The following is a 13,584-nucleotide window of genomic DNA, read 5'->3' as shown; positions in this document are numbered from 1 at the left end:
TTGCCTTACCTAACATTTTACGGGATCTTGACGCGAGCCTCCCACGAGGAGCCTTCGCCGAGGTGTACGAGCCCGGTCGGTGGCCGGTGCGAAGCGTCAGTCATGACTCCGCGTAGGGGCGGCGACAGCGCTGCGCCTATGGTTGCTCCAGCACTCCAGGTTCACCCTGCCCCTCGAAGGACAGCGATGCCCGCCAACACCACCGGCTCTTCTCCCAAAAAGAAGAAGAGCCGACGTCTCCGCCTGATCGTGATCGCAGTCGTGCTGCTGCTCGTCGGGGGCGTCGGCTACGGCGCGTACTGGAGCATCAGTACAGTTCGTGCCTCATTCCCGGAGACCACGGGATCGCTGGAGCTGAAGGGGTTGTCAGGCCCCGTTCAGGTCAAACGTGACGGCTACGGGATACCTCAGATCTACGCCGGTACCTCCGAGGACCTCTTCCGGGCCCAGGGGTTCGTCCAGGCCCAGGACCGCTTCTGGGAGATGGATGTCCGCCGCCATATGACGGCCGGGCGGCTCTCGGAGATGTTCGGTTCCGGCCAGGTGGAGACCGACGCGTTCCTGCGCACCATGGGCTGGCACCGGGTGGCCAAGCAGGAGTACGACACCAAGGTGTCGCCCGACACCAAGAAGTATCTGCGGGCCTACTCCGACGGCGTCAACGCCTATCTCAAGGACCACCAGGGCGATGCGCTGTCCGTCGAGTACGCGGCCCTGGACTTCAAGAACGACGGCTACAAGCCCGAGAAGTGGACCCCGGTCGACTCCTTGGCCTGGCTCAAGGCGATGGCCTGGGACCTGCGCGGCAATATGCAGGACGAGGTGGACCGCGCCCTGGCCTCCAGCAGGCTCAGCGCCAAGCAGATAGATCAGCTCTACCCGTCCTACCCGTACAGCCGGAACAAGCCGATCGTCCAGGGCGGCGGCGTCAACGAGCTGACGGACGAGTTCGACCCCAAGGCCACCCCGGCGGGCTCCACGAGCGGTACGGGCGGCACGGCGGACGGAGGGGGCACCGGAGCCGCTCAGGGGCTCCAGAGCCAGTTGTCCTCGCTCTCCAAGACCCTGGACGACGTCCCGGCGCTGCTCGGCCCGAACGGGACCGGTATCGGCTCCAACTCGTGGGTCGTCTCCGGCAAGTACACGACCACCGGCAAGCCGCTGCTCGCCAACGACCCGCACCTGGCGCCCCAGCTTCCGTCCGTCTGGTACCAGATGGGGTTGCACTGCAAGCAGGTCACCAGCGCCTGTCCGTACGACGCGGCGGGCTTCACCTTCGCCGGTCTGCCCGGCGTGGTCATAGGTCACAACCAGGACATCAGTTGGGGCATGACCAACCTGGGTGCCGACGTCAGCGACCTGTACCTGGAGAAGGTCACCGACAACGGCTATCTCTACGACGGCAAGCAGCTCCCGTTCACCACTCGCGAGGAGACCATCAAGGTCGCGGGCGGCAAGAGCCGGACGATCACCGTCCGCACCACCAACAACGGCCCGATCGTCTCCGACCGCGATGACGAGCTCACCTCCGTCGGCAAGAACGCCCCGGTGGGCAGTGGCGCCGATGACGTGGCCCCCGACCGCGGCGACGGCTACGCGGTGGCGCTGAAGTGGACCGCGCTCAGCCCGTCCAACACCATGGACGCGGTCTTCAAGCTGAACACCGCGAAGAACTTCAGCGACTTCCGTAAGGCGGCCCGTGACTTCGCGGTCCCCTCCCAGAACCTCATCTACGCCGACACCAAGGGCAACATCGGCTACCAGGCGCCCGGCCAGATCCCGGTGCGCGGCAGGGGCGACGGCCGCTATCCGGCGCCCGGCTGGGACTCGCGCTACAAGTGGAGCAAGTACATTCCGCAGTCGGCGCTGCCCTGGGAGCTCAACCCCGATCGCGGCTATATCGTCACCGCCAACCAGGCCGTCGTGGACAAGAAGGACTACCCGTACCTGCTGACCGACGACTGGGGGTACGGCGCGCGAAGCCAGCGCATCACCGACCTCATCGAGTCGAAGACCAAGGACGGCGGGAAGATCTCCACGGACGACATGCAGTCCCTGCAAATGGACAACAGCAGCGAGATCGCCAAGGTGCTGACGCCCTATCTGCTGAAGATCGACATCAAGGACGACTACGTACGGCAGGCGCAGAAGCTGCTGGAGAGCTGGGACTACACCCAGGACTCGGACTCGGCGGCCGCCGCGTACTTCAACGCCGTCTGGCGCAACACCCTCAAGCTGGCCTTCGGCGACAAGCTTCCCAAGGAGCTGCGGGTCAAGGGGGAGTGCCTGCGGGTGCGCCCGGCCGACGACTCGGGTCCGCTGGAGGACCTGAACGGCAACGCCCGGCTGGTGCGCGAATGCGGTAAGCGCGACGCCGACATGGCCCAGCCGGACGGCGGCGACCGCTGGTACGAGGTCGTGCGCGACATCATCAAGGATCCGAAGAACAACTGGTGGAAGACGGAGGGCACCCGCAACAAGCCCGGCGCCACCAACCGTGACGAGCTGCTCGGGCAGGCCATGCGGGCCGCGCGCTCCGAGCTCACCGCCAAGCTGGGCAAGGACATCAATAGCTGGAGCTGGGGCCGGCTGCACCGGCTGACGCTGAAGAACCAGACCCTGGGCACCGATGGCCCCGGCGTGGTGCAGTGGCTCCTCAACCGCGGCCCGTGGAACCTCTCCGGCGGCGAGGCGGCGGTCAACGCCACCGGCTGGAACGCGGCGGGCGGCTACGACGTCACCTGGGTCCCGTCGATGCGGATGGTCGTCAACCTCGACAACCTCGACAAGTCGCGCTGGATCAACCTCACCGGCGCCTCCGGCCACGCCTACAACGCGCACTACACGGACCAGACCGAGAAGTGGGCGAAGGGCGAGCTGCTGCCCTGGGCGTTCGGCAAGAGCGCCGTGGACAAGTCGACGGAGGACGAGCTGGCGCTCACCCCCTAGCGACCCCGGAGCCCCGCACGGGGCTCCGAAGGGCCCGGTGGCCGTCTGGGGGGCGTTTTCGCCCCCGGCCGGTCCCGGGCCCGCCGACCCTCGCGGCCCCGCCGGGAGACGCCTCCGGGCGCCTTCAGCGGGGCCGTGGCGCGAAGCGGTGGAGGCCCGACGGGGTCACCGCCGCGTGCACCGGGCGGTCGTGGCCCTCCTCGGGCACCTCGTCCAGCACCTCACCGTCGTACAGCAGCACCACCAGCGCCGGATCGGCCCCCGCGCCCGCCAGCCGGGCCAGCACCCGGTCGTACGAGCCGCCGCCGCGGCCCAGCCGCATCCCGCGCCGGTCCACCGCGAGCCCGGGCAGCAGCACCACGTCCGCCCGGGTCACCGCCTCGGGGCCGAGCCGAGGCCCCTCAGGCTCCAGCAGGCCGCGCCGGGCGGGCACAAGCCGCTCCGGCCCCTCGTCCTCGCCCCAGTCGAGATCGTCGTCGTCGAGCAGCACCGGAAGCAGCACCCGCACCCCGCGGGCGCGCAGGGCCTCCCGCAGGGCGTGCGTACCGGGCTCGCTCCCCACGGACACATAGGCCGCCACCGTGGCCGCCCCGGCGATCTCGGGAAGCTCCAGGGCACGACACGCCAGAGCGGCGCCGGCCTTCTCGATGTCATCCGCCGTCAACCTGGACCTCACCGTCAGGTGATGTCTCCGCAACACGCGCTTACTACCGTCAAAGTTGATCACTGGGTGCGCAATCTTCCTGTCTCATGCCATATTCACCGAATGCTCATCATTCGTCCCAAAGGGACCGGATAGGGTTCGGAACATGACTCAATCGCGTACTCGGATCAGCAAGGCTGTCATCCCTGCCGCGGGGCTCGGAACCCGCTTTCTTCCGGCCACCAAGGCCACCCCCAAGGAGATGCTGCCGGTTGTCGACAAGCCGGCGATCCAGTACGTCGTCGAGGAAGCCGTCACCGCCGGACTGTCCGACGTCCTCATGGTCACCGGTCGTAACAAGCGACCCCTGGAAGACCACTTCGACCGCAACTACGAGCTCGAAGAGGCACTGACCCGCAAGGGCGACGAGACCCGACTCGCCCGCGTCCAGGAGTCCAGCGACCTTGCGACCATGCACTACGTGCGCCAGGGAGACCCCAAGGGTCTCGGCCACGCCGTGCTCTGTGCCGCCCCGCACGTAGGTGACCAGCCCTTTGCCGTCCTCCTCGGCGACGACCTCATCGATGCCCGCGACCCGCTTCTGGCCCGCATGGTCGACATCCAGGAGCGGCACGGCGGCAGTGTCATCGCGCTGATGGAGGTGGACCCGGCACAGATTCACCTCTACGGCTGCGCGGCGGTCAAGCCGACGGTGGACGACGACGTCGTCCAGGTCACCGGCCTGATCGAGAAGCCCGACCCGGCGGACGCGCCCAGCAACTACGCCGTCATCGGCCGCTATGTGCTCGACCCGGCCGTCTTCGGGGTGCTGCGCAGGACCGAACCGGGCCGCGGTGGCGAGATCCAGCTCACCGACGCCCTACAGGCGCTAGCCTCCAGTCCGGATCTCGGCGGCCCGGTGCACGGCGTCGTCTTCAAGGGACGCCGCTACGACACAGGCGACCGTAGCGACTATCTGCGTGCCATTGTCAGACTCGCGTGCGAACGTGAAGACCTGGGCCCGGAGTTCCGGGAATGGCTTCGCAGTTACGTCACCGAGGAGATGTAGCACCTTGAGCAGCACCGCAGAACGGGCCGCCGATCACGGCCCGGACCAGGACCGGGTCTGGACGGTGGCCGAGCACCTCGACGACATCCTCGGGCATGTCCACCCGCTGGAGCCCATCGAGCTTCAGTTGCTCGAGGCCCAGGGCTGCGTCCTGGTGGAGGACGTCACCGTCCCCGGCGCGCTTCCGCCGTTCGACAACAGCTCCATGGACGGCTATGCCGTCCGTACGGCTGACGTCGCGGCCGCGACCGAGGACCATCCCGCGGTGCTGACCGTCGTCGGCGACATCGCGGCGGGCAGCGGTGACCTGCCCGCCGTGGGCCCCGGCGAGGCGGCCCGGATCATGACCGGCGCCCCGACCCCGCCCGGCGGCCAGGCCGTCGTCCCCGTCGAGTGGACCGACGGCGGCCTCGACAGCGGTCCGGTCACCCATATGCCCGCACGCGGCTCGGACCCCCACGGCGGAAGCGGCAGGGTGCGCGTCTTCCGCCCGGTGCGGGAGGGCCAGCATGTCCGCACCCGGGGCAGCGACGCGGACGCGGGCGAGCTCGCGCTGCGCGCCGGCACGCTCCTGGGCGCCCCGCAGATCGGGCTGCTGGCCGCGCTCGGCCGCGCCACCGTGAAGGTGCGGCCCCGGCCCCGGGTGGTCGTGATCTCCACCGGCAGCGAGCTGGTCCAGCCCGGTGAGGACGTGGGCCCCGGCCGGATCCACGACTCCAACAGCTTCCAGCTCACCGCCGCCGCCCGCGAGGCCGGCGCGATCGCCTACCGGGTGGGCGCGGTGGCCGACGACGCGGCGACGCTGCGCGCCGCCGTCGAGGACCAGTTGGTCCGCGCGGATGTCGTCGTCACCAGCGGCGGGGTCAGCGTCGGCGCGTACGACGTGGTCAAGGAGGCGATGCACGAGGTGCACTTCCGCAAGCTGGCCATGCAGCCCGGCAAGCCCCAGGGCTTCGGGCGCGTCGGCCCGGAGGACACCCCGCTGATCGCCCTGCCCGGCAACCCGGTGAGTTCGTACGTCTCCTTCGAGCTCTTCGTGCGCCCCGTCATCCGCACCATGCTGGGCGGCACCGACATCCACCGCTCCATCGAGCGGGCGGTCTGCCCCGAGGGCGTCGCCTCCTCGCCCAAGGACAGACGCCAGTTCCTGCGCGGCTGGTACGAGCCGGCCACGATCGACGGCCCGGCCACCGTCAGCCCGGTGGGCGGCGCGGGATCGCACCTGATCAAGGCGATGGCACACGCCAACGCGCTGATCGTCGTCCCCGAGGACGTCACCGAGGTCGCTCCCGGCGCCGAGGTGGACGTCGTCCTGCTGGCCTAGCCGCCATCAGCGGCGGGTACGGTGTCGTCCCACACAGGAGCCACCTGGCCCGGACCGGGAGAACGATGAGCAGCGCCCAGGACCATCTCACCCACCTCGACCCGTCGGGCGCCGCCCGCATGGTCGACGTCTCGGCCAAGGACGTCACCGCGCGCACCGCCCGGGCGAGCGGCCGCGTACGCGTCGCGCCGCGCGTCGTGGAACTGCTGCGGGGCGAGGGCCTCCCCAAGGGCGACGCCCTCGCCACCGCCCGGATCGCGGGCATCATGGGCGCCAAGCGGACCCCGGACCTGATCCCGCTGTGTCATCCGCTCGCGGTGTCGGGCGTCACGGTGGACCTCGCGGTCGCCGACGACGCCGTCGAGATCACCGCCACCGTGAAGACCACGGACCGCACGGGCGTGGAGATGGAGGCCCTGACCGCGGTCTCGGTCGCCGCCCTGACGGTGATCGACATGGTCAAGGCCGTCGACAAGGGAGCCGTCATCACCGACGTCCGGGTGGAGGAGAAGACGGGCGGTAAGTCCGGCGACTGGAGCCGGACATGAGCGGCTCCGCGGCGCCGCACCGCCGCGCCCTGGTCGTCACCGCCTCCAACCGCGCCGCCGCCGGGGTCTACGCGGACACCGGAGGCCCGCTGATCGCCGAGGGGCTGACGGGCCTCGGCTTCGCCGTGGACGGCCCGCGCGTGGTGCCCGACGGCGATCCGGTGGCGGCCGCCCTGCGGGACGCCGTGGCCGCCTCGTACGACGTCGTGGTGACCACCGGCGGCACCGGTCTCACCCCCACCGACCGCACTCCGGAGGCCACCCGCGGCGTCCTGGACTACGAGATCCCCGGCATCGCGGAGGCCATCCGCGCCGAGGGGCTCGCCAAGGTGCCCACCGCCGCGCTCTCCCGGGGGCTCGCCGGGGTCGCCGGCACCACGCTGATCGTCAATCTGCCCGGCTCCACCGGAGGCGTGCGTGACGGCCTCAAGGTGCTCGGCCGCCTCCTGGCCCACGCGGTCGACCAGATCCACGGCGGGGACCACCGCAGACCCGCCGGCCCCGCTGCTTCCGCCGATGCCGCGGGGCCGGACGGGAGCGCGCGCTGAACGCCCCCTGGCCGGTCGCACTGGCGGACGGCGACACCGTCCTCCGCCCCATAAAGCTGCGCGACCAGCGCGCCTGGCGCGAGGTCAACCAGCGCAACCGGGAGTGGCTGCGGCGCTGGGAGGCGACCATCCCGCCGCCCCCGCCGGGCGGCCCCGTCACCCACCGGCCCACCTACCGGCAGATGGTCCGCCATCTGCGGGCGGAGGCGCACGCGGGGCGGATGCTGCCGTTCATCATCGAGTACCAGGGGCGGCTGGCCGGGCAGTTGACGGTCGCCGGGATCACCTGGGGGTCGATGTGCTCGGGCCATGTCGGCTACTGGATCGACCAGTCGGTGGCCGGGCGCGGAGTGATGCCGACCGCGGTCGCGCTCGCCGTCGACCATTGCTTCCGCGCCGTCGGACTGCACCGTGTCGAGGTGTGCATCCGGCCCGAGAACCTGCCCAGCCGCCGGGTGGTGGAGAAACTCGGATTCCGCCAGGAGGGACTGCGGCCGCGCTATCTCCACATCGACGGCGCATGGCGGGATCACCTGGTTTACGCGCTCACGGTGGAGGAACTGTCCGAGGGACTGCTGAGCCGATGGCACCGGACCCGACCAGGCGCATCACAGAAATAAAATACCTGTTCGAATAACGGGAGAACATTTCCGGCCTGGTCATCCCATCAATCACAAAAAACTTTCGAGATATCAGCCAGATCGTGCGACACACCGCGCCAATTGGCAGATGGCCTCATGCGGACCCCTCTACCGTGTGAGCGTGAGCAGCAGTGGCCTCATCTACGCAGTCATCGTCGGGGCCTGGGCCGCCTATTTGGTGCCGATGTGGCTTCGGAGGCAGGACGAGCTCAATGAGGCCCGTCCGACGGAACGCTTCAGCACCGCCATCCGGCTGCTGTCCGGACGGGCGGGCATGGAGCGCCGTTACGCCAAGAGCCGTGCGGACCTCGAGCGCCCCGGGGACCCGGCGGACGACCCCGTGGAGCGCACCGCCGAGGACGCGGACGCCCCCGTCGCGGGGGGCGCCCCCGCGTCCGGGCCGGGGCGCTACGCGGCCGACCCGGAAGCGGTGACCGACGCGGTCGACGTCCGGGCCTTCGCCGACCCCGTAACCCTGCGCGCCCCCGCTCCCGTCGCCGCCGAAGCCCCCTCCGAGGCCGCGCCGGCACCGGCGGCCGGGGGTTCGAGCGGTGCACGCGGCTCGGGCGGCGCAGGAGGTGCGGGCGCCAGCGGAGCCTGGAGCGCGCTGGACCGTGGACGGCGTGCGCGAGTGCTCGCGCGCCGCCGCCGCACCACCGTGATCCTCTTCATCGCCTTCACCCTCGGCGCGGTCGTCGCCGCCGTCGGCGGCCTCGCCTTCCTGTGGGCCCCGGGTATCCCGGCCATACTCCTCAGCGCCTATATCGCCTACCTCCGCGCCCAGGAACGCCGCCGCTTCGCGTTCACCATGGACCAGCGCCACGCCGAGCAGGCCGCACAGCGGCTGCGGGAGCGCCGTCCCCGGGCCCATCCGCCCGCCGAGAGCCGGACGGCCGACGACGTCCCCGCGGGCCCTCCCGCGCCCGCCGAGGCCGAGCCCGCCCCCGCACCCGTGCCCTCCCGGCACGCGGCCGGGCGCCGCGCGCTGGTCGAGCAGACCGATCACGCCGAGTGGGTGGACCAGGAGCGCGAGCGCGAGCGGGGCCCGGCCGCCGGGGCGGGCTGGGAGCCGGTGCCCGTCCCGCTGCCCACCTACGTCACGGCCCCCGTCGCCCCGCGCGCCACCGGCAGCGTCGACCTGGCCGCCCCCGACGCCTGGAGCTCCGCCCGCTCCAGCACCGTCGACCCCACCGCCGCCCATGGCCCCGCCCCGGCCCAGGACCCGGCCGCCACCTCGCCCCGCGGCGCCCGCGACCGCGGCCGTACTCCCCTCTTCGACCAGTACGCCGACGAGGACCGGCCGCGTGCTGCCAACGAGTGACGGGCCCTTCACTGACCAGCGAGGAACGGATTACCAAGCACCCCGGAGGGGATGCTAGAGTTTCACTCGTTGCAAGGGCCTGTGGCGCAGACTGGTAGCGCACCTCGTTCGCATCGAGGGGGTCAGGGGTTCAAATCCCCTCAGGTCCACCGCAGCTCAAAGCCCCCGCCGGGGAAATTCGGCGGGGGCTTTTTGGTGCCGTACAGCAGCGAAGTACAGCAGCTACTTCCGGCCCTGCTTTCCCAGGTGTTTGCCGAGCCTCCGCAGTGCCTTACGGGTGGCCTCGGACGGGACGTGTGTGTAGATCTCCATGGTCACCGCGATCTTGCTGTGCCGGAGGATCTGCAACGCGATGCGCGGGTGCACGTCGAGTGCGGCGAGCAGCGATCCGCAGGTGTGACGGGCGTCATGCAGCCGGATCCGGCGGATGCCCGCCTTGGAGGTCCGATCGGCGAACGAGCGGTTGAAGTTGCGCGGCTCGCTCGGGGTCCCGTAGCGGGTGGTGAACACGGAGTCCGAGTCCGTCTACGGCTCTCCGGCCGCTTGCTTGGCCGCTTCCTGCTCCTTCCGACGCACCTGGAGAGCGGTGACACAGATCGCGGGAAGCGGCGGGATGGCCGTTGAGGCTTCGGTCTTGGTCTCGTCATGCACCAGGCGCCGACGGATGCGTTGAAGCTGAAGCTGCACCGTCACCTCCCCGGCATCCAGATTGACGTTCTGTCAGGTGAGCCCGAGCACTTCACCGCGCCGGAACCCGAGAACGAGGATCAGCACGTATGCCGCGTACAGCGGATCACGGGCGGCGCTGGCCGCTTCGAGGAACTTCCGGGCCTCCTCCACGGACCAGGGGTCACGCTTGACCTTCCGCGCGGACCGCACCTCCTCGGCGACCTGGCCGCGGTGGAGGCCGCAGCCGGTAGGCCAGAGGAAGCCTGCCGATGGGCCAACGAAGCGCTCGATCAGCTCAGCGTGACCTGGTACGCCGTCGGCATGGACCGGATACGCGACGTCCGCAAGCGGCTGCATGTGTGGCGTGACGAACCGTACGTGCGCAGTCTGGACGACCGGTGTACGGCTGGGGAACGACCGTCAGCGCTCTTCAGCGCTGAGGCTGGCGACCAGCTCCGGCAGCTCGGCGAGGCTGTGCACGCGGAAGGTCGGCACCGCGACGGCATCCGGCTCATCCCACTGGATCGTCGCCCACGGCCCACGCCGGATCAGCGCCGTCTTCATTCCCACCTTGTCCGCCGGGCGGATGTCGTTGTCCAGCCGGTCACCCACGTAAAGGATCTCCTCGGCCGGGCAGGGAGCCGCGTCCGCCACATGCGAGAAGAACGCCGGATCGGGCTTGGACACGCCCCAGTCATCAGACGTGGCGATGAAATCGGCCGGGAGGTCGAGCGAACGCAGTATGCCCCCGGCCCGCACGGTCTGGTTGCCCGCGATACCCACCCACAGACCAGCATCCCGCAGCGCCGTCAGCGACGGCCGGACATCCGCGTACAGATCGCTGTCGTCGAAGTGCTCGGGCTGGCCGGCCCCGGCCCGCTTCTCCCGCTCCTCGTACAGATCAAAGCCGGGGCGGAAGACCTGGAACGTCTCGCGGTAGTCCCGACCCTGAGCGATCACCGCGCCGAACATCGCCGCGAACGTGTGCCGGGGCACCCCCAGCCAATCCGCCCACGTGCCGTACTCACGCGTCTCGTCGACCAGGCACTCACCGACATCGAAAACCACGGCTCGGATCATGCTGAGCAGCGTAGGACCCCTCATGGCGGATCGACCCGGGGGTTAGGTGTGCCTCCGGGGGATCTTGGAACTGGTCCGGAACCGGGCCGTCCGCAGCGGAAAACCAAATTGGAACTTCCTGTGGCGGGCGTCCCATGGCTGGCACCAGTGCAACGACTACAACACCGCACGCTGGCGGCATCATCTCCGACAGCTCGATGCGGCAGATCAGGGTGACCCCTATCAGAGCTACATTGAGCGAGCTATCGACCCTCGATTGAACCGTCATAGAAGGTCACCGATCAAGAATCCAAACGCGGGGCTCATCAGTAGGTTCTGCGGCGCAGGCTCCGCACGAACAGCGGCACTGACAGTAGGAGCAGGGCTCCTTCGACGGCCAGGCTGACCAGCCCGAGCGGTTCCGTCCAATTGCCGATGTCGTCGCTGTAGTGGGGTAGCCCAGGGCCCCTGGAGAGGATGTAGCCCAGCAGGGGACCGATGGCGACCACGGCTGCCAGTAACCATCCCAGTCTGACGAGGCCGATGAGGAGCAGCACGGCGACGACCGCGGCCGCGATCTCCAGGACGTGGTAGGCGACGCCAATGTAGTGGGGGCTCCTCGTTGCCGTGATGCCGCCTTGGTCCACGACGTGGATGACGGCCACCGCGAGGCACAGCACAGCTCCCGTCCACCTGGCCATCCAGGTAGACCCTGGCACCGTCGCGGTGTGGTGTGACATGCGGAGGTACCTTCTCCTTTCTTGAGCAGCGTGCCTGCCACGCCGCGATCTCATCTGCCCGGTGGACTCCTGACCAGGCAGCGCGCCGTGCCTGTGTCAGGTCCCAGCCTCAGCGGGCGGCTGCCAGCCGTCGCCCCCGATGGTGCAGACGAGTGACACGGAATAGGTACCGCCCTGGACGGCGCTCCTCGACCAGCAAGTCGGTAGCGTGGCTGAGGCCGGTGGGGGCAGCGAGGCACACGCGCGTCTGACCGGTCGGCGCACCGCCATCGTGGCTGACTGTCGTCGGCTGAGCTTCGTGCCACTTCTGTGCCAGAAGCAGCGGTCGGTCACGGCCAATGGGAGTGCTTGCGAGCGAATTGCCTGCCACCCCACCAGGTATCGAAGCCCGAGGTCAACGGTACGGATCTCCAGGCTCTCTCCCGAGGCGGTGGTCAGCGAGTGCTGTACAGCAGAGAAGTACAGCAGCCACCCCAACCACCGTCGATCGACACCGGTCCTAGCCGACCGACTGACCAGCCCAGCAGACCTCAGTGACTGCCCCGCCCGTAGTTCGCATCGAGGGGGTCAGGGGTTCAAATCCCCTCAGGTCCACCGCAGCTCAAAGCCCCCGCCGGGGAAATCCGGCGGGGGCTTTTTGGTGTCCTACAGCAGTGCATTGGTGTCGTACAGCCGCGAAGTGAAGCGGCTACTTCCGGCTCTGCTTTCCCAGGTGCTCGCCGGACCTCCGAAGCGCCGATGCATGGGGGGCGGTCCGCGGGGCTGGACCGTTTGGCGGCACACCGGGTGAGGGCGTGATCACGTACGGCTAGAAAAGACACGTCATCTCGTCATCCCGGCTGACCCAGCATGGCCGCTGCGTGCCGGTGATGCGCCGTCACTCCAGTCTGAGGAAGGCGTAACGATGAAGTACGTATTGCGGTCCGGCGCTCTGACCGTCGCGGTCGGTGCGGGACTCTCCCTCGCGGTCCTGCCCACCGGGTCGGCCAGTGCCGCCGAAGACATTCAGGTGCGGTGCAACGACATCCCCGGCCTGGTGGCCGCGATCAACCAGGCCAACACCAACGGTGGTCGCATCACGCTCGCGCCCCGCTGCACCTACACACTGACCACACCGGACAACCCGGACGATGGGCTTCCGGAGATCACCGGGGACGTGACCATCTCCGGCAAGGACAGCACCATCCGACGCGATCCGGACGCCACGGAAGACTTCCGCATCTTCCATGTCGTATCCGGTGGCACGCTCACCCTGAAGTCGCTCACGGTCCGCGGCGGCTCCATCGAGAACATGGGCGGCGGCGCCCTGAACGACCAGGGCACGCTGAACCTGAACAACACCGTCGTCAAGGACAATCTCGCGACTACCGGTGGCGGCCTCTACAACGACGGTGGGCAGCTCAACCTCGACCGCAGCACCGTCGAGCGCAACTCCGCAGTCGGCTTCGGCGGCGGAGTCGTCAACGACGGCGGCGGCACGATGACGATGAAGCGCGGGGCCCTGCTCAAGAACCGGGCGGCCCTCAACAATGGTGGCGGTCTGGAGAACATCCTGGGTACCGCGACTCTGGAGTCCGTATCGGTCAGGGGCAACACCGCCGTAAGCGGTGGTGGCATCCGCAATGTGAACGGCTCCACCCTGAACCTGAAGTCGACCACGCTCAAGGAGAACATCGCCGTGAGCGGCGGGGGCCTTTCCAACGTGGCCAGTCCCGCCACACTGGTCGACAGCCTGGTCACGCGCAACACGGCGATCACCTCCGGCGGCGGCATCGACAACCAGTCGAACGGTCAGGTGACGCTCACCAACACCAAGGTCATCGACAACGAGCCGGACAACTGCTCGCCCGAAGGCAGTGTCCCCGGCTGCACCAACCCCACCGCCACCATTGACCCGCCGTCCACGCAGGACCTCCTGCCCGACGACGACATCAAAGACCCCCAGTAAGCGGCCATCTGAGCCGAAACGCGGCCACGAGCCCCTGACCGCAACGACGAAGAAGGGCGGTTGAGAACCCGATCGCGGAACCGCCGGACGGCGGCAGGTGTTCTCCATAGTGATGGAGGACACTT

13 protein-coding genes, 1 tRNA gene and 1 pseudogene are annotated in these 13,584 nt (G+C 69.3%); 10 read left to right on the top strand and 5 right to left on the bottom strand.

Annotated features, from left to right (window positions below; translation table 11 throughout):
- The first annotated feature begins 186 nt into the window (after positions 1–186).
- Positions 187–2,949 (top strand): penicillin acylase family protein, encoded by a 2,763-nt coding sequence (locus tag ACK1X7_RS21700; protein ID WP_385141636.1) that lies wholly within the window; start codon positions 187–189, stop codon positions 2,947–2,949.
- A gap of 124 nt (positions 2,950–3,073) precedes the next feature.
- On the opposite strand, the gene ACK1X7_RS21695 is transcribed toward ACK1X7_RS21700, so the two are convergent.
- Positions 3,074–3,649, bottom strand: a complete 576-nt coding sequence (locus tag ACK1X7_RS21695; RefSeq protein ID WP_398158173.1) for a 5-formyltetrahydrofolate cyclo-ligase — start codon at positions 3,647–3,649, stop codon at positions 3,074–3,076.
- Positions 3,650–3,758: 109 nt separating this feature from the next.
- Between ACK1X7_RS21695 and galU the strand changes: the two genes are divergently transcribed.
- The 7 genes from galU to ACK1X7_RS21660 all read left to right on the top strand — a co-directional run bounded on the left by galU (position 3,759) and on the right by ACK1X7_RS21660 (position 9,192).
- The gene (gene galU, locus ACK1X7_RS21690) at positions 3,759–4,661 is read left to right on the top strand and encodes a UTP--glucose-1-phosphate uridylyltransferase GalU (protein WP_385141634.1); all 903 of its coding nucleotides are present in this window, start codon (positions 3,759–3,761) and stop codon (positions 4,659–4,661) included.
- A gap of 4 nt (positions 4,662–4,665) precedes the next feature.
- Positions 4,666–5,985, top strand: coding sequence for a gephyrin-like molybdotransferase Glp (gene glp / locus ACK1X7_RS21685; protein WP_385141631.1), 1,320 nt, complete (start codon positions 4,666–4,668; stop codon positions 5,983–5,985).
- Positions 5,986–6,050: 65 nt separating this feature from the next.
- Positions 6,051–6,533: a cyclic pyranopterin monophosphate synthase MoaC gene (gene moaC / locus ACK1X7_RS21680; protein WP_014054375.1), complete on the top strand. Its 483-nt coding sequence runs from the start codon at positions 6,051–6,053 to the stop codon at positions 6,531–6,533.
- Entirely contained in the window at positions 6,530–7,081 is a 552-nt protein-coding gene (locus ACK1X7_RS21675) for a MogA/MoaB family molybdenum cofactor biosynthesis protein (RefSeq protein WP_398158175.1), read from the top strand. The genes moaC and ACK1X7_RS21675 overlap by 4 nt, the downstream gene beginning before the upstream one ends.
- Entirely contained in the window at positions 7,078–7,701 is a 624-nt protein-coding gene (locus tag ACK1X7_RS21670) for a GNAT family N-acetyltransferase (RefSeq protein ID WP_208516139.1), read from the top strand. The genes ACK1X7_RS21675 and ACK1X7_RS21670 overlap by 4 nt, the downstream gene beginning before the upstream one ends.
- A 109-nt stretch (positions 7,702–7,810) precedes the next feature.
- A complete protein-coding gene (glpR, locus tag ACK1X7_RS21665) occupies positions 7,811–9,043 on the top strand; it encodes a gephyrin-like molybdotransferase receptor GlpR (RefSeq protein WP_413115534.1) in 1,233 nt (410 codons plus the stop codon).
- 75 nt (positions 9,044–9,118) lie between these two features.
- A tRNA-Ala gene (locus ACK1X7_RS21660) sits at positions 9,119–9,192 on the top strand.
- Between the two features lie 73 nt (positions 9,193–9,265).
- On the opposite strand, the gene ACK1X7_RS21655 is transcribed toward ACK1X7_RS21660, so the two are convergent.
- Together ACK1X7_RS21655 and ACK1X7_RS21650 are read right to left on the bottom strand one after the other, a co-directional pair.
- Positions 9,266–9,553, bottom strand: a complete 288-nt coding sequence (locus tag ACK1X7_RS21655) for a tyrosine-type recombinase/integrase (protein ID WP_413115533.1) — start codon at positions 9,551–9,553, stop codon at positions 9,266–9,268.
- Between the two features lie 15 nt (positions 9,554–9,568).
- Positions 9,569–9,730, bottom strand: coding sequence for a hypothetical protein (locus ACK1X7_RS21650; RefSeq protein ID WP_398158178.1), 162 nt, complete (start codon positions 9,728–9,730; stop codon positions 9,569–9,571).
- A gap of 192 nt (positions 9,731–9,922) precedes the next feature.
- On the opposite strand from ACK1X7_RS21650, the pseudogene ACK1X7_RS21645 reads away from it, so the two are divergent.
- Positions 9,923–10,152, top strand: a pseudogene (locus ACK1X7_RS21645) (transcriptional regulator); the annotation flags it as partial.
- Here the strand turns inward: ACK1X7_RS21645 and ACK1X7_RS21640 are convergent.
- Complete coding sequence (locus ACK1X7_RS21640; RefSeq protein ID WP_413115532.1) at positions 10,133–10,792, bottom strand: HAD family hydrolase; 660 nt, start codon at positions 10,790–10,792, stop codon at positions 10,133–10,135. The pseudogene ACK1X7_RS21645 and the gene ACK1X7_RS21640 overlap by 20 nt on opposite strands.
- A gap of 305 nt (positions 10,793–11,097) precedes the next feature.
- On the bottom strand, positions 11,098–11,511 hold the full coding sequence (locus ACK1X7_RS21635) for a hypothetical protein (RefSeq protein WP_413115531.1): 414 nt from the start codon (positions 11,509–11,511) through the stop codon (positions 11,098–11,100).
- Between the two features lie 904 nt (positions 11,512–12,415).
- Here ACK1X7_RS21635 and ACK1X7_RS21630 point away from each other — a divergent pair.
- Complete coding sequence (locus tag ACK1X7_RS21630) at positions 12,416–13,459, top strand: right-handed parallel beta-helix repeat-containing protein (RefSeq protein ID WP_390792176.1); 1,044 nt, start codon at positions 12,416–12,418, stop codon at positions 13,457–13,459.
- Positions 13,460–13,584 lie beyond the last annotated feature (125 nt).

The organism is Streptomyces sp. CY-1, assembly GCF_047218265.1.
Classification (GTDB): domain Bacteria; phylum Actinomycetota; class Actinomycetes; order Streptomycetales; family Streptomycetaceae; genus Streptomyces; species Streptomyces niphimycinicus.
Note: the sequence above shows the minus strand (reverse complement) of the source record. Positions and strands in the feature narration are given on the sequence as shown.